At 63.2% G+C, this 21,395-nt stretch carries 17 protein-coding genes and 2 pseudogenes; 8 read left to right on the forward strand and 11 right to left on the reverse strand.

Going from position 1 to position 21,395, the window contains the following annotated elements; translation table 11 throughout:
• Nucleotides 1-4 precede the first annotated feature (4 nt).
• From AC04SI_RS13230 to AC04SI_RS13250, 5 genes are read right to left on the reverse strand one after another with little or no spacing between them, the layout of a single operon-like run.
• A complete protein-coding gene (locus AC04SI_RS13230) occupies nucleotides 5-325 on the reverse strand; it encodes a DUF6968 family protein (RefSeq protein ID WP_404277012.1) in 321 nt (106 codons plus the stop codon).
• A 51-nt stretch (nucleotides 326-376) separates the two neighbouring features.
• Nucleotides 377-1,027, reverse strand: a complete 651-nt coding sequence (locus AC04SI_RS13235) for an ABC-type transport auxiliary lipoprotein family protein (protein ID WP_488474304.1) — start codon at nucleotides 1,025-1,027, stop codon at nucleotides 377-379.
• A gap of 37 nt (nucleotides 1,028-1,064) precedes the next feature.
• Nucleotides 1,065-2,438 (reverse strand): MlaD family protein, encoded by a 1,374-nt coding sequence (locus AC04SI_RS13240; protein ID WP_404277015.1) that lies wholly within the window; start codon nucleotides 2,436-2,438, stop codon nucleotides 1,065-1,067.
• 14 nt (nucleotides 2,439-2,452) lie between these two features.
• Nucleotides 2,453-3,265 carry an ABC transporter ATP-binding protein gene (locus AC04SI_RS13245; protein WP_192178897.1) on the reverse strand — a complete coding sequence of 271 codons (813 nt, stop codon included), beginning with the start codon at nucleotides 3,263-3,265 and terminating at the stop codon, nucleotides 2,453-2,455.
• 1 nt (nucleotide 3,266) lies between these two features.
• On the reverse strand, nucleotides 3,267-4,454 hold the full coding sequence (locus AC04SI_RS13250) for an ABC transporter permease (RefSeq protein ID WP_488474305.1): 1,188 nt from the start codon (nucleotides 4,452-4,454) through the stop codon (nucleotides 3,267-3,269).
• Between the two features lie 76 nt (nucleotides 4,455-4,530).
• Between AC04SI_RS13250 and dgcA the strand changes: the two genes are divergently transcribed.
• On the forward strand, nucleotides 4,531-5,514 hold the full coding sequence (gene dgcA, locus AC04SI_RS13255; protein WP_404277019.1) for an N-acetyl-D-Glu racemase DgcA: 984 nt from the start codon (nucleotides 4,531-4,533) through the stop codon (nucleotides 5,512-5,514).
• Here the strand turns inward: dgcA and AC04SI_RS13260 are convergent.
• Together AC04SI_RS13260 and AC04SI_RS13265 are read right to left on the reverse strand one after the other, a co-directional pair.
• Nucleotides 5,485-6,699 (reverse strand): MFS transporter, encoded by a 1,215-nt coding sequence (locus AC04SI_RS13260; RefSeq protein ID WP_404277020.1) that lies wholly within the window; start codon nucleotides 6,697-6,699, stop codon nucleotides 5,485-5,487. The two genes, dgcA and AC04SI_RS13260, sit on opposite strands and share 30 nt — an antisense overlap.
• Before the next feature lie 125 nt (nucleotides 6,700-6,824).
• Nucleotides 6,825-7,640 (reverse strand): UDP-2,3-diacylglucosamine diphosphatase, encoded by an 816-nt coding sequence (locus AC04SI_RS13265; RefSeq protein ID WP_081482303.1) that lies wholly within the window; start codon nucleotides 7,638-7,640, stop codon nucleotides 6,825-6,827.
• A 121-nt stretch (nucleotides 7,641-7,761) separates the two neighbouring features.
• Here AC04SI_RS13265 and AC04SI_RS13270 point away from each other — a divergent pair, with 121 nt between their 5' ends.
• The 3 genes from AC04SI_RS13270 (at nucleotide 7,762) to AC04SI_RS13280 (ending at nucleotide 12,350) form a co-directional block, all read left to right on the forward strand.
• Complete coding sequence (locus AC04SI_RS13270) at nucleotides 7,762-8,541, forward strand: SDR family oxidoreductase (protein ID WP_404277023.1); 780 nt, start codon at nucleotides 7,762-7,764, stop codon at nucleotides 8,539-8,541.
• Between the two features lie 160 nt (nucleotides 8,542-8,701).
• Nucleotides 8,702-11,026, forward strand: coding sequence for an NADP-dependent malic enzyme (locus AC04SI_RS13275; RefSeq protein WP_404277025.1), 2,325 nt, complete (start codon nucleotides 8,702-8,704; stop codon nucleotides 11,024-11,026).
• 130 nt (nucleotides 11,027-11,156) lie between these two features.
• Complete coding sequence (locus AC04SI_RS13280; protein WP_404277027.1) at nucleotides 11,157-12,350, forward strand: DUF2865 domain-containing protein; 1,194 nt, start codon at nucleotides 11,157-11,159, stop codon at nucleotides 12,348-12,350.
• On the opposite strand, the gene gltX is transcribed toward AC04SI_RS13280, so the two are convergent.
• The gene (gene gltX, locus AC04SI_RS13285) at nucleotides 12,268-13,641 is read right to left on the reverse strand and encodes a glutamate--tRNA ligase (protein ID WP_404277028.1); all 1,374 of its coding nucleotides are present in this window, start codon (nucleotides 13,639-13,641) and stop codon (nucleotides 12,268-12,270) included. The genes AC04SI_RS13280 and gltX overlap by 83 nt on opposite strands.
• Nucleotides 13,642-14,370: 729 nt before the next feature.
• Here gltX and AC04SI_RS13290 point away from each other — a divergent pair.
• From AC04SI_RS13290 to AC04SI_RS13300, 3 genes and pseudogenes are all read left to right on the forward strand, one after another.
• The gene (locus AC04SI_RS13290; RefSeq protein WP_404277030.1) at nucleotides 14,371-18,150 is read left to right on the forward strand and encodes a vitamin B12-dependent ribonucleotide reductase; all 3,780 of its coding nucleotides are present in this window, start codon (nucleotides 14,371-14,373) and stop codon (nucleotides 18,148-18,150) included.
• Nucleotides 18,151-18,157: 7 nt separating this feature from the next.
• Nucleotides 18,158-18,358 (forward strand): annotated as a pseudogene (locus tag AC04SI_RS13295) (type II toxin-antitoxin system HicA family toxin).
• A 1-nt stretch (nucleotide 18,359) separates the two neighbouring features.
• Nucleotides 18,360-18,566: a type II toxin-antitoxin system HicB family antitoxin gene (locus tag AC04SI_RS13300; RefSeq protein ID WP_404277032.1), complete on the forward strand. Its 207-nt coding sequence runs from the start codon at nucleotides 18,360-18,362 to the stop codon at nucleotides 18,564-18,566.
• A gap of 327 nt (nucleotides 18,567-18,893) precedes the next feature.
• Here the strand turns inward: AC04SI_RS13300 and AC04SI_RS13305 are convergent, their stop codons facing one another.
• Together AC04SI_RS13305 and AC04SI_RS13310 are read right to left on the reverse strand one after the other, a co-directional pair.
• Nucleotides 18,894-19,502 carry a class I SAM-dependent DNA methyltransferase gene (locus tag AC04SI_RS13305; protein WP_488474306.1) on the reverse strand — a complete coding sequence of 203 codons (609 nt, stop codon included), beginning with the start codon at nucleotides 19,500-19,502 and terminating at the stop codon, nucleotides 18,894-18,896.
• Between the two features lie 36 nt (nucleotides 19,503-19,538).
• Nucleotides 19,539-19,703: a hypothetical protein gene (locus AC04SI_RS13310; RefSeq protein ID WP_404277034.1), complete on the reverse strand. Its 165-nt coding sequence runs from the start codon at nucleotides 19,701-19,703 to the stop codon at nucleotides 19,539-19,541.
• A 104-nt stretch (nucleotides 19,704-19,807) separates the two neighbouring features.
• Here AC04SI_RS13310 and AC04SI_RS13315 point away from each other — a divergent pair.
• Nucleotides 19,808-20,718 (forward strand): annotated as a pseudogene (locus tag AC04SI_RS13315) (LysR substrate-binding domain-containing protein).
• Between the two features lie 23 nt (nucleotides 20,719-20,741).
• On the opposite strand, the gene AC04SI_RS13320 reads toward AC04SI_RS13315, so the two are convergent.
• Nucleotides 20,742-21,284, reverse strand: a complete 543-nt coding sequence (locus AC04SI_RS13320) for a DUF2314 domain-containing protein (RefSeq protein WP_404277040.1) — start codon at nucleotides 21,282-21,284, stop codon at nucleotides 20,742-20,744.
• Between the last annotated feature and the right edge of the window lie 111 nt (nucleotides 21,285-21,395).

Below are 21,395 nucleotides of genomic sequence, written 5' to 3' on the forward strand. Positions count from 1 at the left end.
GCGTTCAGAAGCCGCCCTCAGAATCCCAATCACGAATTGAATTGGCTACGGGTAATCCAAGGCTTTGTTGATCGAGCCATGACACTTGGCGTCCGTTGCTTTCGCGAGCGGACAACAGGTCAGCATGCGCCATTTGCATTGCAAGCAGCAGCGCTTGCACCTCATCAATGCCGCAAGCTTTTCGGGAGCGTGGGCCTTCCGCCCACCCTATTTCGTATCGGCATTGGAAGTCTCGCCCCTCCTCGGCTTCTGGCTGGGAGAAACGGCACGTTACCTCCCTGCCATCGACCAAGAATGTTCTTTGAACGAAACCGACAGCAGCCATGCATAACTCCTCAGAACAGCGGTGGCTTGTCTGGGCATCGCGCTCGGCGGTTCAGATCACCGAATCGGTCCAGCGCACGATGTCCCTCGCCGCCTGGCCGAAGGCGCTGTCCAGAGCGTCGACATAGGCGGGGTTGCCGCTGCCGGAGACCGGGGCGGACGCGGTGAAACTCTTGGAGGCACGCACCTCGCCGTTGCGGTCGTTGAGGATGCGCACAAACAGGTCGACCTCGGCGTGCTCGCCACCATCGACCCGGACCTCGAAGGAGCGGACCTCGACGATCACCTGATAGTCGATCGCCAGGCCCTCGCCCGGCTTGCCGACGCCGGCGAAGCTGCCGGAGCGCTGGAATGTCTCGGCGAGCCTCGCCTGCACGATCAGTGGCAGCCGGTCGGCCCATTGCGCGCCCTTGAGATACTGGATCGAGCGGTCCGACGGCTTGATGACGATGTTCTGGCTGTCCAGCGCCTTGAGCGCGGAGGGCTGGGCGATCAGGATCTGGCGGCGGCTGCGGCCATGCGCGTCGATCGACGGCGCCGAAAGCTCGAACGTATCGAGCGGCGCAGGCTTGCCGCCAAGTGCTGCGCAACCGGCAAGCGTCAGCGCAAGCAGTGCCGCAGCCGATGTCAACCCGCCTGTTCTTACCCACACCGACTTCACGCGCGATCCCCGTTGTCCCCGGATCGTAAGATCAACCCGCAATTGCGGTCTATGTTCTTGCGGTGGACGGACGCCGAAGTCAACGCCGCACCCTGCCGTCATATTGCCGGACCTCGCCCTCGCCGCCCGACAGGATCCGCTGCGGATTGCGGCTGAGATCGGTCACGGCCTCCTCGATGCGGTTGATCGAGCGGCGGCTGTCCTGGACCAACGCCTCAACATCCTGCAGACCCTGGCCCGAGAAACGCGCCAGATTGTCGGTGATAGTGCCGAGGCGGGCATTGAGCGTATCGGCGACCTGCTTGAACGACTTCAATGTATTTCTGGCATCGGCCATCACGCCGTCGGCCTGGCCCGAGCCGAGCAACGTGTCGACCCTGGCCAAGATGCCGTCAACGCGCACCGAGGCATCGTTGAGGCGCTGTGCCAGTTGCTTGGCGTCCTTGATGGTCTGGTCGATATCGTCGCTTCTGTCGGCGATCCTGTCGGTCACCTTGGCGATGTCGGCGGCGGCCTTGTCGGCACTTTCGCTGGCTTTCTGGATATTGGCGAGCGCCGTGCGCACCTCTGCCGGATCGATGCCGTCGAGAACGCCATTGACCTTGTCCAGCGTACCTTGCGTCTTCTGGGCGAAGTTGTTGATCGACCCGACCGCCGTGTCGACGTTCTTGAGCACACCGTCGAACTGCTTCGAGGTTTCCTTCAGATTGCCGGTGACCGTATCGACATTGGCGACGATGCTCTTGATCTGGTCCTTGTCGACCGCGTTGAGCAGACCTTCCGCGGCCTTCAGCGTGCCGTCGAGCTTGCCCGACACGCCCTGCAGCTCATCCGACAGCGAACTGACGCTGGCGAGGAACTTGTCGATGCCATCGGAATTCTTGGCCAGCGCATCGGAGAATGTCTGCGCGTTCTTGACGGTCTGGGTCAGCGGACCGCGAACGTCTTGGGTGAAACCTTCCAGATTCGAAAGCACCTTGTCGGCGCGGGTGAAGATGTCCTGCGCGGTCTGCAGCAGGTTGGTCACGGCGGATGGGTTGGCGACGATCTCGGCGACCCGGCCTTCCTTTTCGGCCTGGTCGAGCAGCTTGACCTCCTTGGGGTCGGCGCCCTTGAGCTCGATATTGGCCTGGCCGGTCAGGCCGGCAAGCCCGATATCGGCCTGCGTCGACTTGGTGATCGGCGTCACGCGGTCGATTTCGGTGTCGGCGATGGCGACGGTCGGGTTGTCGACATCGATATAGACGCGCTTGACGTCACCCACCTTGACGCCGTTGAACAGCACGAAGCTGCCGCGCCCGAGGCCCGAGGCCGAGCCCGGAATGCGCACGCGCAGCACCGCCGTCTCGCCCCTGTCACCGATCGCAGCGGTCCAATAGACGAAGGCGAAGGCCGCGAGGATCGCTGCCAGCGTGAAGATGCCGACAATGACGTAGTTGGCTCTGGTTTCCATTGCCCCACTTATGGCTATGCGCGCGCCGCAAGATCAAGTTGGCGCGCGCGTTTTCCGCGGAAATAGGATTTCACCCACGGCTCCTCGCTCTTCAGCATGTCGTCGATCGTGCCTTGGACCAGCACCTTCTTCTTGCCGAGCACGGCAACGCGGTCGCAGGCGGTAAACAGCGTGTCGAGGTCGTGCGTGACCATGTAGACCGTCAGATCCATTGTGTCGCGCAGCTTGACCACCAGTTCGTCGAATTCGGCCGCGCTGATCGGGTCAAGGCCGGAGGTCGGCTCGTCGAGGAAGACGATGTCCGGGTCGAGCGCCAGCGCGCGCGCAAGGGCTGCGCGCTTGATCATGCCGCCGGAAAGCTCGGAGGGGAATTTCTGCGCCGCGTCCGGCGGCAAGCCGACCAGTTCGATCTTCAGCAAAGCCAGCTCGTCCATCAGCTTTTTCGGCAGGTCGAGATATTCGCGCATCGGCACCTGCACATTCTCCTGCACCGTCAGCGCCGAAAACAGCGCGCCGTGCTGGAAAAGCACGCCAAGGCGCATGTCGATGCGCAAGCGCTCGATGTCGCTCGCCTTCTGGACATCGACCCCGAACAGCTTGATCGTGCCCGACTGTTTGGGAGTCAGGCCGAGGATGGTGCGCAGGAGGACCGACTTGCCCGCACCCGAGGCGCCGACGAAGCCGAGGATCTCGCCACGCCGGATGTCGAGCGAGAGCTTGTCGAGGATGAGCTTGTCGCCGAAGGAGACGGTGATGTCGTGCGCCGACAGCACGATATCGCCCTCGTCCCTATTCTCCCCGACCTTGGCCTCAGTCCGCGTCGCCATGTCAGAACTCGATCGCCGCGTAGAACATGGCGAAAAGCCCGTCGAGGATGATGACGACGAAGATCGACTTCACCACCGAGGCGGTCACATGCTGTCCCAGCGATTCGGCGCTGCCACCCACCTTCATGCCTTCAACGGAGGCGATGGTGCCGATGATCATGGCCATGAACGGCGCCTTGATCAGGCCGGCAAAGATGGTGCTGAGATCGATGGCGACGCGCAGACGGTCGATAAAGGCGGCCGGGGGAATGTCGGAATAGAGCCAGGCAGCGGCGATGCCGCCGCCGAGCGCCGCGAAATTGGCGATGATGGTCAGGCAAGGCAGGGCGATCACCAGGGCGACCAGGCGCGGGAAGACCAGCACGCCGATCGGGTTCAGTCCAATGACCTTCAGCGCATCGACTTCCTCGCGCATCTTCATGGAGCCGATCTCGGCGGTGATCGCGCTGCCGGAGCGGCCGGCGATCATGATCGCGGTCATCAACACGCCGAGCTCGCGCAGGATCAGCACGCCGACGAGGTCGACGACGAAGATGTCGGCGCCGAAATAGCTGAGCTGGTAGGCGCCCTGCTGGGCGACGATGGCGCCGACGATGGCCGACATGAGCACCACAACCGGGATGGCGCCGACGCCCATGCGATCGATCTGGTTGAAGATCGCGGCCGGATTGACGGCATGGCCGCGGCCGAGCTTCATCTGCGCGCCGCGGATGGTGGCGCCGAGGATGTTCATCGACGACAGGAAATCGTCGCGCATTTCATAAACGCGGCGGCCGACCGCCTCGAGCGCGCGGATAATGATGTTGGGCGGCCCGGCCGCTCCCGATTCGGGCTCTCGCCGGACGGCGTCGCCGACGGCGCCGAGCAGGATCGAAGCGATCTCGCTCTGCCCTTCCAATTTGACTTCGACGCCCTTCTTCTCGAAAGCGCTGACCAGGCGATCGATCAGCCAGGCGCCGGCCGTGTCCATCTTTTCGATGTGCGAAAGATCTAGCGCCAAAGTCTTGAAACCGCTGCGCTTCTCGATCCGGCGCATCTCCGCGTCGACCAGCGCCACGGTGCGCGTCGTCCAGGTTCCGGAAAAGGCGCAGCCGAGAACGCCGGCCTCCTCGCCTACGGCGATGCGCGGCTGGCCATTTGGCTCCTTGGCGGCGGTGCCGCTTGCGTCGCGTTTGCCGATGGTCAACATGGCGTCCTGTTTAGCCTGCCGGAACCAGCCTGTCATTTGCCGGCATGCCGTTGTCGCATAGCCTGAGAAGAAAAATATGGCGCGTGTCATTTCGGTCGAATCCGAGCGTTTTCCCATCGCCGTCACCTTCACCATTTCACGCGGGTCCAAGACGGAAGCCGAAGTCATCACCGTGACGATCGGCGAGAACGGCCATATCGGGCGCGGCGAATGCGTTCCCTACAGACGCTATGGCGAGACCATGGAGGGCGTGCGCGAGGCGATCGAGGCTATGCGCGAGAGGATCGCCGACGGAATCAGTCGCGCTGCTTTGCTTGATGTGATGCCGGCAGGAGCTGCCCGCAACGCCATAGATTGCGCGCTCTGGGATCTGGAAGCAAAGGCAAGCGGCAAGCCTGTGGCAGCCAGCATTTGCAAGGCTCCGTTGCAAGCACTCGAGACGGCTTACACGTTGTCTCTCGGTGAGCCGGAGGCGATGGCGGCGCAGGCGCGCGCCAATGCCGCAAGACCGCTGCTCAAGGTCAAGATCGGCGGCGACAATGATATCGCCCGCATTCGTGCCGTGACGGAAGCGGCGCCGGACAGCCGCATTATCCTCGATGCCAATGAGGGCTGGACCGATGAGAATATCGTCGAAAACCTCGCATTCGCCGCCGCGCAGCGCATCGCGCTGATCGAACAGCCGCTTCCCGCCGGCCGTGATGGTATTTTGCGGCACATCGCGCATCCGGTACCGATCTGCGCCGACGAGAGCGTGCACGAGGCCAAGGACCTCGAAGCGTTGGTTGGTCTCTACGACGCCGTCAACATCAAGCTCGACAAGTCGGGCGGCCTGACGGAGGCGCTGGTGCTGCGCGACCGGGCCCGCAAGCTCGGCTTCGGCGTCATGGTCGGCTGCATGGTCGGCACGTCGCTGGCGATGGCGCCGGCCGTCTTGCTGGCCCAAGGCGCCGATTTCGTCGATCTCGACGGCGCGCTGCTGCTGGCCCGCGACCGCGAGCCCGGCCTCGTCTACGAGGGGTCGCTGGTCTCACCCCCTGACAGGGCGCTTTGGGGCTGAGCGCGCGGCGAGCCCGATCAGCACCAGTCCGATGATGGCGATCGGGATCATGGCCAGAAAGCCGTCGACGCCGAGGCGGTCGTAGAGTGGGCCCGACGCCAGCGTGACCACGGCCATGAAGAAGCCGTTGAAGAAATAGGCGATGCCTTGCGCAGCACCCGTGCGCTCTTCGGAGACGGTTTCGCCGATCATCTTCTGCAGGCCGATCAGAACCATCGCCACCGACACTGAATGCAGCGTCTGGACGCCGAAGAAGCCGGCGACGCCAAGGCCAAGCGGCCAGATCAGTGGAAAGGCGATCCAGCGCACGATCGAGCCGATGCCGGCGATCACCATGACCTGGACGACGGAAACGGAGGCGAAAATGCGGTTGAAAAACAAAAACATGCAGACCTCGGCGACCACGCCCCAGGCCCACAGCAGCCCGACGACCGAATCGCTGATGCCAATCGATTTCCAGTAGATCGACACGAAGCCGTAGAGAAAGGCATGGCTGGCGGTGATGATGCCGACGCCGAAGGTGAAATAGAGAAAATAGGCATTGAGCAGCTTTGGCGCCGAATGCTGGATGTCGGTGGCCGAAAGCGGCGAAGCGCGGCGCGGACGGCCAAGGCGCGGCGCCAGCAATCCGGCCAGAAGCGCCGCGGCAAGGGCAACGAAGATGATCGCCGGCACGGCCTTGGGGCCGGTCCAGGCCAGGATGAAGCCGCCGGCGATATTGGCGCAGAGATAGGAGATCGAGCCCCATTTGCGCATGGCAGTGTAGTTGGAGCCGAACCGGCGCACGCCCGAAAGCGCCAGCGAATCGGCGATCGGCGAATGCGGCGTCCAGACGATGGTCAGCGCCAGCGATACCGCGAGCACCATGGCGTAGGTGGGGTTAAGGAAATAGCCGGCGGAAATGACCATGGTGGCGGCGACGAGCACGACATAGACATTGGCGCGGTCCTTCGCCCGGTCGGCCAGGGCGGTGAGCAGCGGCGTCGTCAGCACGCGCAGGAACATCGGCGCGGCCAAAATGACCGCGATCTGTTCGGCATGGAAACCCTCGGCCTGCAACCACAGCGGGAAATAAGGCAGATGGGTGCCGAGTGAAACGAACAGCGTGAAGAAGATCAGGGTCATGCGCAATTCGAAATGGCGCGGCTTGACGAGCTGTTCGGGTGAAAGCGGCGGCAGTGACATGAATCGATCCAATTACGCCGCGTTCTACCAGACGGCCAGCAGCGCAATCGACCATTAACATGGAGAAAAACCGGGCGAAACCGGTTGGACTAATCGATTAATCCCAGAGCCGGAAACCGCCTAGCCTAGGCCGCTTCGACCACCCGGTCCTCGATGAGCATCGGAATGAACGGTTCGTCCGGGGCCTCGGGCAGGACTTTGGCCCAGTGCAGGATTTCCATCCGGCCGTCGAAATGCTCGACCACCGCCGTGCAGCTTTCCACCCAGTCACCGGTGTTGATGTACTGCACGTCCTCGTAGTTCTCGATCGCGGCATGGTGGATGTGGCCGCAGATGACGCCGTCGACATGCGAGCGGCGCGCTTCCTCCGTCAGCATGGTCTGGAACGAGCCGATAAAGTTCACCGCCTTCTTGACGTTGACCTTGGCCCAGGACGAAAACGACCAGTAAGGCAGGCCAAGCAACTGGCGAAGCCGCGTCACCACCCTGTTGACGAGCATGGCTGCGTCATACGCGTAGTCGCCGAGATAGGCCAGCCAGCGCGCATTGTGGACGACGGTGTCGAACTGGTCGCCATGGATGACCAGCAGGCGCCTGCCGTCGGCGGTCTCGTGGATGGCACGGTCGGCGACGACGATGCCGCCGAAATGCACGCCCTGGAACTGGCGGGCGAACTCGTCGTGATTGCCGGCAATGTAGGTGATGTTGGCGCCCTTGCGCGCCTTGCGCAGCAATTTCTGCACAACGTCATTGTGGCTCTGCGGCCAGTGCCAGCTGCGCCTCAGGCGCCAGCCATCGACAATGTCACCGACGAGATAGATGATATCGGCGTCGTGATGACGCAGGAAATCGATCAGGAAGTCGGCCTTGGCCGCCTTCGAGCCGAGATGGACGTCGGAGATGAACATGCTGCGGAAAGTGCGGGGCTCTGGGCCAGACATCAGATCGTCACCGTTGCTTTCGCGCAGCCTATGCCCCGATTCATGCAACAACCGTATGACGGTTGCGATTGGTCCAGCTGAAGAGCTAGCGTGCCGCGCTTGATCAGAGGAGAAAATCACCATGGATCTCGGCATTCGCGGCAAGAAGGCGATCGTCTGCGCATCAAGCAAAGGACTTGGGCGCGGCTGCGCCATGGCGCTGGCCGAGGCCGGCTGCGATCTGGTGGTCAACGGCCGCAATGGCGAGCTGCTGGCCAGGACCGCCCAGGACATCCGTGATCGCTACGGCGTCAAGGTGACCGAGATCCTCGGTGACGTCTCGAAGCCCGAAGTGCAGAAGGCGATGCTTGCCGCCTGCCCCGATCCCGACATCCTCGTCAACAACAATGGCGGCCCGCCGCTGCGCGACTTCCGCACGCTCGACCGCGAGAAGATCCTCGAAGGCGTCACCCAGAACATGGTGACCCCCATCGAGCTGATCCAGGCGGTCATCGACGGCATGGCGGCGCGCGGCTTCGGCCGCATCGTCAACATCACCTCGCTGTCGGTCTATGTGCCGATCCCCGGCCTCGATCTGTCGTCCGGCGCGCGCGCCGGCTTGACCTCGTTCCTGGCCGGCGTGGCCCGCACCGTGATCGACCGCAACGTGACTATCAATAGCATGCTGCCCGGCAAGCTCGACACCGACCGGCTGCGCGGCCCGCATGAAGCCGGGACGCCGGAAGACCCGGCGGCGGCGGCCGCGCGCAAAGCCCGCATCAGCGCCGACGTGCCGGCCAAGCGGCTCGGCACGCCGGAGGAGTTCGGCCAGATCTGCGCCTTCCTGTGCTCGGTTCATACCGGCTACCTGACCGGGCAGAACATTCCGGTCGATGGCGGCCTCTACGTCAGTGCATTCTGACGCAAGGTCCGGCTTTCTCGCAGGATCTCAACACAAAAGATTGCAATAGCTCAGTCTTTTCGACCTTGACCCTTTCCTTCGCGCTTGCGTCATTTGGCGTCGCGAAAAACCGATGCCGCATGCTAAAAGGCAGCGAAGCAACATCGCAGGGAGGGCCGGTATGGACAGCGAGAACAAGAAGACGGCCCGGTCGGACCTCGACGAGGCCGCACTCTACTTCCACAAGCACCCGACCCCCGGAAAGCTCGAAATCCAGGCGACGAAGCCGCTCGGCAACCAGCGCGACCTGGCGCTTGCCTATTCGCCCGGCGTCGCCGCCCCTTGCCTCGAAATCCGCGACAATCCGGCAACCGCCGCCGACTACACGGCGCGCGCCAACCTGGTCGGCGTCGTCTCCAACGGCTCGGCGGTGCTTGGCCTCGGCAATATCGGCCCGCTCGCCTCCAAGCCTGTCATGGAAGGCAAGGCGGTGCTGTTCAAGAAATTCGCCGGCATCGACGTGTTCGACATCGAGATCGACGCGCCCGGCATAGAGCGCATGGTCGAGACGATCTCGGCGCTGGAGCCGACCTTCGGCGGCATCAACCTCGAGGACATCAAGGCGCCCGAGTGCTTCGAGGTCGAGGAACAGCTCAAGGCCCGCATGGGCATACCGGTGTTCCACGACGACCAGCACGGCACGGCGATCATCGTCGCCGCCGCGGTGCTCAACGGGCTGGAATTCGCCGGCAAGACCATCTCCGACATCAAGATCGTCACCTCGGGCGCTGGTGCCGCCGCTCTGGCCTGCCTCAATCTGCTGGTCTCGCTCGGCGCCAAGGTCGAGAACATCTGGGTCACCGACCGCTTCGGCGTCGCCTATAGGGGACGCACGGACGAGATGGACCGCTGGAAGGATCCTTATGTGAAGGATACTGCAGCGCGAACGCTGGCCGATGTGATTTCGGGCGCCGATGTCTTCCTCGGCCTGTCGGCCGCCGGCGTGCTGAAACCGGAACTGCTGCAGCATATGGCACCGAAGCCACTGATCCTGGCGCTGGCCAACCCCAATCCGGAGATCATGCCGGAGGCCGCGCGGGCGGCGCGGCCCGACGCGATGATCTGCACTGGCCGTTCCGATTTTCCCAATCAGGTCAACAACGTACTGTGCTTTCCTTACATTTTTCGTGGAGCCCTGGACTGCGGCGCCAGCGCCATCAATGAAGAGATGAAGATGGCGGCGGTGCGGGCGATCGCCGCACTCGCCCGCGAGGAACCGTCCGACGTCGCAGCGCGCGCCTATTCGGGCGAGACGCCGATCTTCGGACCCGATTTCCTGATCCCCTCGCCCTTCGACCCTAGGCTGATCCTGCGTATCGCGCCGGCGGTCGCCAAGGCGGCCTGCGACACCGGTGTGGCGACCAGGCCGATCACCGACTTCGCCGCCTATATCGACAAGCTGAACCGCTTTGTCTTCCGCTCTGGCCTGGTGATGAAGCCGGTGTTCTCGTCGGCCAAGGCGTCGAGCTCCAAGCGCGTCATCTATGCCGAGGGCGAGGACGAGCGCGTGCTGCGCGCCGCCCAGGTGGTGCTGGAGGAAGGCATTGCCGAGCCAATCCTGATCGGCCGTCCGCACGTCATCGAAGTCAGGCTGAAGCGCTATGGATTGCGCATCAAGCCGGGCGTCGATTTCGGCCTGATCAACCCCGAGGACGATCCGCGCTACCGCCACTATGTCGACCTGTTGATCGAGCTTGCCGGCCGGCGCGGCGTGACGACGGAAGCCGCACGCACCATGGTGCGTACCGACAACACGGTGATCGCAGCCCTTGCGCTGAAGCGCGGCGATGCCGATGCCATGGTCTGCGGTCTCGAAGGCCGTTTCGAGCGGCATCTGCGCAACGTCACCCTGATCATCGGGCCACGCGCGGGCATCAAGGACCGGGATCTGTCGACGCTGTCGATGCTGATCTCGCAGCGCGGCATCATCTTCCTCACCGACACGCATGTCTCGGTCGACCCGACGGCGGAAGAGATCGCCGAGATGACGGTGCTCGCGGCGGAGGAGATCCAGCGCTTCGGCATCGAGCCCAAGGCAGCACTTCTGTCGCATTCGGATTTCGGCTCGCGCGATTCACCGAGCGCGCTGAAGATGCGCCAGGCGGCGGCGATCCTGGCGCGCATCGCGCCGGAGCTCCAGTGCGACGGCGAGATGCATGCCGATTCGGCGCTGTCGGAGCATTTGCGCCAGCGCGTCTATCCGCATTCGCGGCTGAAGGGCGAAGCCAATCTGTTGGTGTTTCCGAACCTCGATTCGGCCAACATCACGCTCACCGCACTGCGCGCCATGATGGATGCGCTGCATGTCGGGCCGATCCTGCTCGGCACCGACAAGCCTGCACACATATTGACGCCTTCGGTGACCTCGCGCGGCGTCGTCAACATGACCGCGCTCGCCGTGGTCGAGGCGGCGCACAAGGCACAGGCTGTCGTCAATCTGGGCTAAGGCCGCATTTGGCGGTAGGCTGCCGTCACGTTTGGTTGCAGATTCGATTGCGTTTGGTCGCAGACTAAGGCGCGGTTAACCGCGGTCGCGTTAGTTTCGTGGCGAACAGGCAAGCGGAGTTTTGGGGCACATGGCGGGCGCAGGGTTGAGGCTGACGCACCTTGCCGCGCTGCTTGGCGCGCTCGCGGCATCGGTCGTTGGCGTCACCGAGCCGCAAGCCGCCTCGCGCGCCTGCCGCCAGCTCGAAGCCCAGCTTGCGGCCGCCTCGAATGGTGGCGGTGGCAAGCCGGGCCTGATCCGCAAATATGACGACGCCATCACCCGCCAGCGCCAGCAGCTGGCCAAGGCGCGGGGACAGGCCAGCAGTGCCGGCTGCGGCTTCTCGCTGTTTTCCCGCAGCGTCAGCGAATGCGCCGCACTCAACGCCACCATCGATCGCATGAATGCCAATCTCGACGCCTTGCAGGCAAAGCGCGGGCGGCTTGCCGGCGGCGGAACGCGACGCGACCGCAGCCGTATCCTCGCGGCGCTCGACGCCAATGGCTGCCGTGAGGCTCCGCGGCGCGCGCCGATCCAGGAAGCGGCCCGCGAAGGCGGCAACGGCAACCTGTTCGACCAGCTTTTCGGCGGCAGCGGCCATCTCGAAGCGCTCGAGCAACCCGACTATCCGGACGAAGAGCGAGCAATACGCCGGGTGATCAACCAGCCCGACGGCATGGACCTGCCGCGGCTGAGCGGCGAGTACCGCACCATGTGCGTGCGTACCTGCGACGGCTATTTCTTCCCGATGTCGAACGCCGCCTCGCTCGGCGACTTCGAGCGCGACCAGAAGAACTGCGAATCGAGCTGCCCCGGCACCGAGATGCAGGTTTTCTACACCCGCGGCATGGATGAGGATTCGGCGAACATGACATCGTCGGTTACCGGCAGGCCCTATAGCGAAATGCCAACGGCCTATCTCTACAAGCAGACCAATATGCCCAGGCCGCCGGCCTGCGGCTGCAATGCTCAGGCTGGGAATTTCGAGATCATCGCCGGCAATCCGCCAAGCCCGGAACAATCCGTCCCCGATGCGACGACCACGCCGTTCACTCCGGTGCCGGCCAACAAGCCGGATCCGGGCGCCGATCCCGAGACGCTCGCCAATGCAGAGGGCGGGCTCGACCGCGACACGATCAAGCGTATGGCCGAAAAGCCCGCCACCTCGCCGGTCTCGGCGTTGCCGCCAGACCAGCGCAAGGTCAGGGTCGTCGGGCCAGCGTTCCTTCCCGACCCAGCAGGGGCAATAGATCTGCAAGCTCCGGCCCGGAAGGCTGTCCAGTAAGGGCGAGCCTTAGCGGCATGAACAGCGCCTTGCCCTTGCGGCCCGTCACCTCCCGGATCTTGCCGGTCCAGTCCTTCCAGACGGTGCCGTTCCACGGCTCTTCCGGCAACAGGTCGAACGCCTCACGCAGGAAGTCGCGGTCTTCGCCGGAAAGCTCCGGCGGCTCCTCCGGCCCCTCGCCGAGGATGCGCCACCATTGAACCGCATCGGCCAGCCTGTCGAGATTGCCGCGCACCGCCAGCCAGAACGGCTCGGCCTTGTCGCCGGAGACGCCGAGCACGATCAGCCGGTCGCGCGCCTCGGAGTACGGCATGTTGTGAATCAGTGCCCGATTGAGCACGAAGAGTTCGTCCGGATCGAATTTCGCCGCTGATTTCGAGGTCGCGGCCGGATCGAAATGCCCCGCAAGCTCGGCCAGGTCAGGCATGGTGGCGACATTTTCGGAGGTGCCGACCAGCACGGCCAGCGAGGCGACGGCCATCGGCTCGATGCCGTCCTCGCGCAGGCTTTCGATCGACAGCGCGCCGGTGCGCTTCGACAGCCCCTCGCCCGACGCCGTTGTCAGGAGATTGTGGTGGCCGAAAACCGGCGGCGCGGCCTCCAGCGCCTGGAACAGGGCGATCTGCACACCGGTGTTGGTGACATGGTCGTCGCCGCGGATGACGTGGGTGACGCCCATCTCGATGTCGTCGACGACGGAAGGCAGCGTATAGAGATAGGTGCCGTCCTCGCGCAGCAGCACCGGATCGGACAGCGAGGCGAGGTCGACGGTCTCCTCGCCGCGCACCAGATCGTTCCAGTGGATTTCGGTGCGTTCGGGCTGCAGCGGATCGCTGGTGAAGTTCGGCAGGAGGAAGCGCCAGTGCGGCTTGCGGCCGTCAGACTGGTATTCGGCCACCTGCTCCGGCGTCAGCGTCAGCGCCTCGCGGCCATAGACCGGCGGCAGGCCGCGCGTGCGGCGCACCTTGCGGCGAAGATCGAGCTCTTCCGGCGTTTCGTAGCAGGCATAAAGCACGCGCGCCGCCTTCAGCCGCTCGACCGCCGCATCGTAGATCTCGACGCGCCGCGACTGGTACTCGGTGACATCGGGGAAAATCCCCAGCCAGTGCAGGTCGTAAAGGATGGAGTCAGCGAACTCCTGCGTCGAGCGGGAGATATCGGTGTCGTCGAAGCGCTGGATGAAGCGGCCCTTGTTGTTCAAGGCGAACAGCCAGTTGAACAGCGCGGTGCGCGCGTTGCCGATATGGATGCGGCCGGTCGGCGATGGGGCGAAACGGACGGTAACTGTCATGAGCGGGGCGTAGCGGATGCTTTTCTAGTTGACAAGACGCGCCCCCGCGCGACGGGCAGACATAGAACATAGAGGGCTAAATGAAAAGGCGGTGGGATCATAGCCGTTGCACGTAGCGGCCAAAGCGAGGCATGGCGGTCGCAAAGGCCGGGCTACCGGGGTTTCAGGGGCGCCATTCTGTCCCCGTTATCCACATGTGTGACACACAAGATATTGGGGTCACAAAAGCTACGCAAACGAATCCTTGACGGCGCAAAACGAGTCGCCTTTTATAGGCCATGCGCTCCTGTTGAGAGCGCGACCGGAATGTTCTGAGCCCGGTCTTTTTTCCCGGAATTTGTGCGTTTTGCCCGCATTTCCGCCCGTTACGAGGCCGGCGGAAGCGTTGGGGTTGTTGGGGCCAGGGGTGGCGAAAAGGGACAATTGTCGGACTGGAAAAAATACTCTGTTAACACTATATTTAGTGTTTGCAGGCAGGTTCGGCGCTAGATAATGTGAAATTCCTCGATCGGGGGAATCGAGCAAAAAGTTTCAGATTTGAGGGACCCGCAGGGGTCGCCAGTGGGTTGGACAGGCGCTTCGCAAGGAGTCTGGCCAGCAGGACGGGCGGAAGCTGCGAAAGGAGATGCCGGCGTTGTCAAGACGTCGGCCAACGGCGGACTGCGCGTTTCGCTTTGGGGCAGAAATCCCGGGGAAAAGCGCTATATATAGACAAAAGGGATCGGACCAATGCGCATCGAGCGTCGCTTTACCAAGCCAGGACAATCTGCCTATGCGGAGATCGAATTCCGCAAGGCGCTTTCCGAGATCAAGAATCCGGATGGCTCGGTGGTGTTCCGCTTGGACAATATCGATGTGCCGGCGCAGTTCTCCCAGGTCGCGGCTGACATCCTGGCGCAGAAATATTTCCGCAAGGCCGGCGTTCCGGCGCGTCTGAAGAAGGTCGAGGAGAACGACGTTCCCTCCTTCCTGTGGCGCTCCGTCGCCGACGAGGCGGAACTGGCCAAGCTCCCCGAGGCCGAGCGTTATGGCTCCGAGATCGATGCGCGTCAGGTCTTCGACCGCCTTGCCGGCACCTGGACCTATTGGGGCTGGAAGGGCGGTTACTTCAAGTCCGAGGACGACGCCCGCACCTTCCGCGACGAGCTTGCCTACATGCTGGCCACTCAGCGGGTGGCGCCGAACTCGCCGCAGTGGTTCAACACCGGCCTGCACTGGGCCTATGGCATCGACGGTCCGAGCCAGGGCCACTTCTATGTCGACCCGTTCACCGGCAAGCTGACCAAGTCGAAGTCCTCCTACGAGCATCCGCAGCCGCATGCCTGCTTCATCCAGGGCGTGCAGGACGACCTCGTCAACGAAGGCGGCATCATGGACCTTTGGGTGCGTGAAGCGCGCCTGTTCAAATACGGCTCGGGCACCGGCTCCAACTTCTCGTTCCTGCGCGGCGAAGGCGAAAAGCTGTCCGGCGGCGGCCGCTCGTCCGGCCTGATGAGCTTCCTCAAGATTGGCGACCGCGCGGCGGGCGCCATCAAGTCGGGCGGCACGACGCGCCGCGCCGCCAAGATGGTCATCGTCGACGCCGACCACCCCGATATCGAAGAGTTCATCGACTGGAAGGTCAATGAGGAGCAGAAGGTCGCCTCGCTGGTCACCGGCTCCAAGATCGTCAAGAAGCATCTCGAAGCGATCATGAAGGCCTGCGTCAACTGCGAAGGCCATGACGACGACTGCTTCGATCCGGCGATCAACACCGCGCTGAAGCGTGAGATCAAGCTGGCCAAGAAGGACGCGGTGCCGGAGAACTACATCTACCGCGTCATCCAGTTCGCCAAGCAGGGCTACACGTCGATGTCGTTCAAGACTTACGACACCGACTGGGATTCCGACGCCTACCTCACCGTTTCCGGCCAGAACTCCAACAACTCGGTGTCGCTGAAGGACAATTTCCTGCGCGCCGTCGAGCAGGATGGCGACTGGCAGCTGACCGCCCGCAAGGACGGCAAGGTGCTGAAGACGCTGAAGGCCAGGGATCTCTGGGAAAAGATCGGCTATGCCGCCTGGGCGTCGGCCGACCCCGGCCTGCATTTCAACACGACGATGAACGACTGGCACACCTGCGCGTCGGCCGGTGCGATCCGGGCCTCCAACCCGTGCTCGGAATACATGTTCCTCGACGACACGGCCTGCAACCTCGCCTCGATCAATCTGCTGCCCTACCGCAACGCCGACGGAACGATCGACATCGCCGCCTACGAGCACACAGTGCGGCTGTGGACCATCGTGCTCGAAATCTCGGTGATGATGGCGCAGTTCCCGTCGAAGGAGATCGCCAAGCTCTCCTACGAATACCGCACGCTGGGCCTCGGCTACGCCAACATCGGCGGCCTGCTGATGACCTCGGGCATTCCCTATGACTCCGACGAGGGCCGCGCCATCTGCGCCGCGCTCACCGCGATCATGACGGGTACTGCCTACGCCACTTCGGCCGAGATGGCGTCCGAGCTCGGCGCCTTCCCGGACTATGACCGCAACGCCCAGAACATGCTGCGCGTCATGCGCAACCACCGCCGCGCCGCCTATGGCGACAAGGACGGTTACGAGAAGCTGGCCGTCAACCCGGTGCCGCTGGTCGCGTCGGACCTCAAGCAGCAGGCGCTTGCCGAGCACGCCAAGGCCGCCTGGGACCGCGCCATCGAGCTTGGCGAGGAGCATGGCTACCGCAATGCGCAGGCGACCGTTATCGCGCCGACCGGCACGATCGGCCTGGTCATGGATTGCGACACCACCGGCATCGAGCCCGACTTCGCGCTGGTGAAGTTCAAGAAGCTCGCCGGCGGCGGCTACTTCAAGATCATCAACCGCGCCGTGCCGGAAGCGTTGCGCACGCTCGGCTACTCCGAGAGCCAGATCGCCGAGATCGAGGCCTATGCGGTCGGCCACGGCAATCTCAACCAGGCGCCCGGCATCAACCCCGGCTCGCTCAAAGCCAAGGGTTTTTCGGATGACAAGATCGCGGCGCTGAATGCGGCGCTGAAGTCGGCCTTCGACATCAAGTTCGTCTTCAACCAGTGGACGCTGGGCGCCGACTGGGTGAAGGAGACCTTTGGTTTCACCGACGAACAGCTCAACGATTTCTCGTTCGAGATCCTGCCGGCGCTGGGCTTCTCGAAGAAGGACATCGAGGCCGCAAACATCCATGTCTGCGGAGCGATGACGCTGGAAGGCGCGCCGTTCCTGAAGGCCGAGCACCTGGCGGTGTTCGACTGCGCCAGCCCGTGCGGCAAGATCGGCAAGCGCTCGCTGTCGATCAACAGCCACATCCTGATGATGGCGGCGGCGCAGCCCTTCATCTCCGGCGCTATCTCCAAGACCATCAACATGCCGAACGAAGCGACGGTGGAAGACGCCAAGGGCGCCTACATGCTGTCGTGGAAGCTGGCGCTGAAGGCCAACGCGCTCTACCGCGACGGCTCAAAGCTGTCGCAGCCGCTCAACTCCTCGCTGCTCGCCGATGGCGACGAGGATGAGGACGATATGGTCGAGCAGCTGATCCAGGCTCCGGCCGCGCAGCGCGCCGTGCAGGTGACGGAGAAGATCGTCGAGCGCGTGGTGGAACGTCTCTATCGCGACCGTGAAAAGCTGCCGAACCGCCGCAAGGGCTACACCCAAAAGGCGGTCGTCGGTGGTCACAAGGTCTATCTCAGGACCGGCGAATTCGACGATGGCCGTATCGGCGAGATCTTCATCGACATGCACAAGGAAGGTGCCGCCTTCCGGGCGATGATGAACAATTTCGCCATCGCCATCTCGCTCGGCCTGCAATATGGCGTGCCGCTCGAAGAATTTGTCGAGGCCTTCACCTTCACCAAGTTCGAGCCGGCCGGCATGGTGCAGGGCAACGACGCGATCAAGAACGCCACGTCGATCCTCGACTACGTGTTCCGCGAGCTTGCCGTGTCCTATCTCGGCCGCCACGACCTCGCCCATGTCGACCAGTCGGATTTCGACAAGACGGCACTCGGCCGCGGCATCACCGAAGGCAAGGCAACGCCCTTCTCGAAGGGCCTGACCCGCGGCGTTTCTCCGGTTAAGCTGGTGTCGGGCGCCAGCGCAGAGCCCAAGGGCTTTGGCGGCACGGCGCCGACCACCGCCCCTGCCCGCGCCGTGCCGACTGCCTTTTCGGGTTCCAACGTGCTGGCGCTGAAGCCGGCCAGCGACGAAGCCATCGCTTACAAGCGCGACTATGAGGAGCGGGCCAGGGAACTGGTCGAGGACATCGTCTACGAAGAAACGGCCGACGAGGCATCGGGGGCTTCGGCGCTGTTCACCGACGCAGCGGCAAACGAAGCTGCTGAGGCGAAGGCACTTGCCGAGACCCGGCGTCAGCAATCGCTGATGCAGGGCTATACCGGCAACGAATGCTCGGAATGCCACAACTTCACCATGGTGCGAAACGGCACCTGCGAGAAGTGCGACACGTGTGGTTCGACGAGCGGGTGCAGCTGAGAACTAGATGCCACCTCGGCTTACAGTCCGCGAAGTCATTCGCTTGCTGGAGACCGATGGCTGGTATCTGGTTGCAACCAAGGGCAGCCATCGCCAATAGCACGAAATCAAAGCCGGCCGCGTTACCGTGGCCGGCAAGCCGTCTGAAGAGATTGCTCCGGGAACACTAAACAGCATCCTCAAGCAGTCCGGTTTAAAGGAGCGATGATATGCGCTACGCGGTGGTGATTGAGAAAGCTGGCAACAACTTTTCCGCCTATGTGCCGGACTTGCCCGGCTGCATCGCGACCGGCGCGACGGTGCCTGAGGTGGAAACCGAAATTCGCGACGCCATACGATTTCATATCGAAGGCCTGCGCGCCGACGGGCTGGATGTGCCTAAAGGTGTCAGCCTGGCGGAATATGTAGAGACGTAGGGCAAGTGGACTCCCCTTCTCCCCTGTGTAAGACGGTGACTGAGCGAAGCTCGGTCGGATGAGGGGTGTTCCAACTTGGCGGAAACCTTCGTCCAATCGGGCACACAGGCGCTAAACAACTGACATCTCATTCCGTCCAGCACCCCTCAACCGTCTCGGCGCTGCGCGCCGATCCACCTTCTCCCACAAGGGGAGAAGGGAAAGAGGCGCCGCACCCGCCTCAATCCTTGAACGTGATCCCGTACTTTTCAGCCTGTTCCTTCGGCGCGAACGCCTGACACGTGGTGTAGCCGCCGCAGATTCCTGATCATCCAGCCCGCGGCCGCGTCATGATGGCCTCACAGCCAGGAACGTGTTCCACTCTTCGCGATCGCGGCCCACATTGAAATCGTCCCTGATAAGCACCAGCCCGGCGGCTTCGATACGGGCCGCGAAATCGTCCCTGCGCCAGTAGACCGTGTGATACTCGCCGCCCGTCTCGCCATCGCCATTGCGCATCGACACGAGGAAGGCGCCGCCTGGCCGCAGCGACTGGGCAATCTTGGCAAGGACCTGGTCAGTCTGATCGCGTGGCACATGGATCAGGACGGCGAGCGCCAGGACGGCATCGTAGGGGCCGCCGAGATCATCGGTGAGGAGATCGAGAAGCTCACCCTGCTTGCCGCGCGCGGCCTGCAACTCGAGAAACCGCTTTGTCGCGTCGGTGCGGCGAACCTTGACGCCCAGGCCCTCCAGAAAGTCCGCGTCGTATCCCGCTCCCGACCCGACTTCCAGAATCCGACCGGCTGTGCCGGCGATCGCCACAAGACGCTTCAGCGATGCCTGCTCTCTGTCGTTGGGGACATGCCTCACGATTGCATCGTAGCGTTCGGCATAGTCCTCATAGGCACTGATCGTTTGCCGGCTCTTCGCCAGAGCCTCGGATGACACATCCATCTTTCCCTCCCTTGCATCCATGGTCAAAGAGCTGCCTCAGCGAATGGTTCCGGGAGGAACATGTCCATCGAGCATGCCGATATCGCGCAGGAAATGGTCCGACAGCGAACGGTGGTCGAGCAGGCCGCGTTTGCGGGGCCTGAACGGTGCGACGAAGAGGTCGAGCATCGGACGACGAAGCGTGCTGTACAGGGTGGTCATTGCCGTGTCCTTTCGGGTTCGATCTGATGGACAAAGCATGCCGTTTTCCGGCCTTGGTTTCCAATCGAACGTCGCGTACCATGCATCAGGAGGATTGATGCGTCATGAGTTGGGAGCTGCCGCCGTTAGGGGCCATTCGCGTCTTTGAAGCCGCGGCGCGGCTGGGCAGCTTCACCAAGGCGGCCGAAGAACTCGGCATGACCCAGTCCGCGGCCAGCTATCAGATCAAGGTGCTGGAAGAACGTGCCGGAACGCCACTTTTCATAAGGAAAACAAGGCAGATCGCCCTGGCGAGGCCGGACAGCAGTTGGCACCGCACGCAACAGGGGCCTTCTCGGCCTTGGCGGATGCATGGGTTGCCACGAAGGGTGGAGCGACCGGCGTGCTGTCCGTGACGACCATGGAAACATTTGCCTCGAACCGGCTGGCCGTATGGCTCGGAACATTCCAGTTGATGCATCCCGACCTTGCCGTGAAGGTCAACACATCGTCCCGGCTGGTCGATTTCACACGCGAGGACATGGATATCGGGATTCGCACCGGCACCGGAAAATGGCCCGGCCTGACTGCTCACTATCTGTTCAAGGCAGACTATACGCCAATGCTCAGCCCGAAACTGGCCGAGAGCGTGGGCGGCATCCATCGCCCCGAGGATCTTTACAAGGTGGCGCTATGCTGTGCCGACGATCCCTGGTGGAAAAACTGGTTCGAGGCAGCCGGCGTACCCTTCGAGCCCGATCGCGTCATCGCGGGCCCGACGCTCGGTTCGCAGGCTTACGATGCAATGGCGGCACTGACCGATCGGGGCGCTGCGATCCTCACCCGCAACATCTACAGCGCCTTGCTGGCAAAGGGCCAGTTGATACAGCCATTCGAGGTCCTTGGATCTGATGGCGATGGCTATTGGCTGGTGCACCTGGAAAGCCGCCGCAATACACCCAAGATCAAAGTGTTCCGGGACTGGGTGCTGGCGCAGACGGCGGAGATACGCGAGCGCGAAAGGCGCGAGGCCTGATAGGCTTTCAGGCGGCGCTGCCCTCAATCCTTGAACGTGATGCCGTACTTTGCGGCCTGTTCCTTGGGCATGTCGGCGAACGCCTGGCGTACGGTGTAGCCACCATAGACTTCGCCGCCGTTTTTGATCATCCAGTCCTCGACGTCGGCTTCGGCCACCTTCATCCTGTCGCCGATCTTGTATTTGTTGCCGTTGACCGGTTCGTCGGCGAGCAGGCCGATGAAGGTCCCGTCGCTGTAGCCGAGCAGTTGCAGCCAGATATGCTCGGTGGCGCCGTTCTGCGTCAGCGGGAACTTCACCGTGTAGGTGCCGGGCGTGCCGGCGGCGATCAGTTTGTGGAACCGCGGCAGGGTCGAGCGGCCAGTCTTCTTGGCGGCCTGCATCGCCTCGTCGCCCGTGTAGTAGGCGACGACGTTTTCCTGGACCGGGCGCGGCGCCGTCGGCGAGGCGCCAGGTGCTGCGTCGGGGATGGCGACCGGCTTGTCGCTCGGCATATGACCGAGCGTGTTGAAAAATCCGTAGCCGAGAGCGGCCACAAAAGCGACTGCCAGAACCGGATTGCGCATCGACCCCTCACGCCATTGTTTTGAAGCATGTCGCTGTTCAAAACCGCTGCGCACCCTCAGGTCAGGCCTAAGGGCATGCCTTTGGGGCGACATGCACGATCACGTGGATGT

The sequence above is a fragment of the Mesorhizobium sp. CNPSo 4689 genome (assembly GCF_057784325.1).

Excerpts from the sequence above, each read along its gene's own strand:
- AC04SI_RS13230 (WP_404277012.1), bottom strand. The coding sequence starts at position 325 with ATGGCTGCTGTCGGTTTCGTTCAAAGAACATTCTTGGTCGATGGCAGG.
- AC04SI_RS13240 (WP_404277015.1), bottom strand. The coding sequence starts at position 2,438 with ATGGAAACCAGAGCCAACTACGTCATTGTCGGCATCTTCACGCTGGCA.
- AC04SI_RS13245 (WP_192178897.1), bottom strand. The coding sequence starts at position 3,265 with ATGGCGACGCGGACTGAGGCCAAGGTCGGGGAGAATAGGGACGAGGGC.
- AC04SI_RS13250 (WP_488474305.1), bottom strand. The coding sequence starts at position 4,454 with ATGTTGACCATCGGCAAACGCGACGCAAGCGGCACCGCCGCCAAGGAG.
- dgcA (WP_404277019.1), top strand. The coding sequence starts at position 4,531 with ATGGCGCGTGTCATTTCGGTCGAATCCGAGCGTTTTCCCATCGCCGTC.
- AC04SI_RS13260 (WP_404277020.1), bottom strand. The coding sequence starts at position 6,699 with ATGTCACTGCCGCCGCTTTCACCCGAACAGCTCGTCAAGCCGCGCCAT.
- AC04SI_RS13265 (WP_081482303.1), bottom strand. The coding sequence starts at position 7,640 with ATGTCTGGCCCAGAGCCCCGCACTTTCCGCAGCATGTTCATCTCCGAC.
- AC04SI_RS13270 (WP_404277023.1), top strand. The coding sequence starts at position 7,762 with ATGGATCTCGGCATTCGCGGCAAGAAGGCGATCGTCTGCGCATCAAGC.
- AC04SI_RS13275 (WP_404277025.1), top strand. The coding sequence starts at position 8,702 with ATGGACAGCGAGAACAAGAAGACGGCCCGGTCGGACCTCGACGAGGCC.
- AC04SI_RS13280 (WP_404277027.1), top strand. The coding sequence starts at position 11,157 with ATGGCGGGCGCAGGGTTGAGGCTGACGCACCTTGCCGCGCTGCTTGGC.
- gltX (WP_404277028.1), bottom strand. The coding sequence starts at position 13,641 with ATGACAGTTACCGTCCGTTTCGCCCCATCGCCGACCGGCCGCATCCAT.
- AC04SI_RS13290 (WP_404277030.1), top strand. The coding sequence starts at position 14,371 with ATGCGCATCGAGCGTCGCTTTACCAAGCCAGGACAATCTGCCTATGCG.
- AC04SI_RS13300 (WP_404277032.1), top strand. The coding sequence starts at position 18,360 with ATGCGCTACGCGGTGGTGATTGAGAAAGCTGGCAACAACTTTTCCGCC.
- AC04SI_RS13305 (WP_488474306.1), bottom strand. The coding sequence starts at position 19,502 with ATGGATGTGTCATCCGAGGCTCTGGCGAAGAGCCGGCAAACGATCAGT.
- AC04SI_RS13310 (WP_404277034.1), bottom strand. The coding sequence starts at position 19,703 with ATGACCACCCTGTACAGCACGCTTCGTCGTCCGATGCTCGACCTCTTC.
- AC04SI_RS13320 (WP_404277040.1), bottom strand. The coding sequence starts at position 21,284 with ATGCGCAATCCGGTTCTGGCAGTCGCTTTTGTGGCCGCTCTCGGCTAC.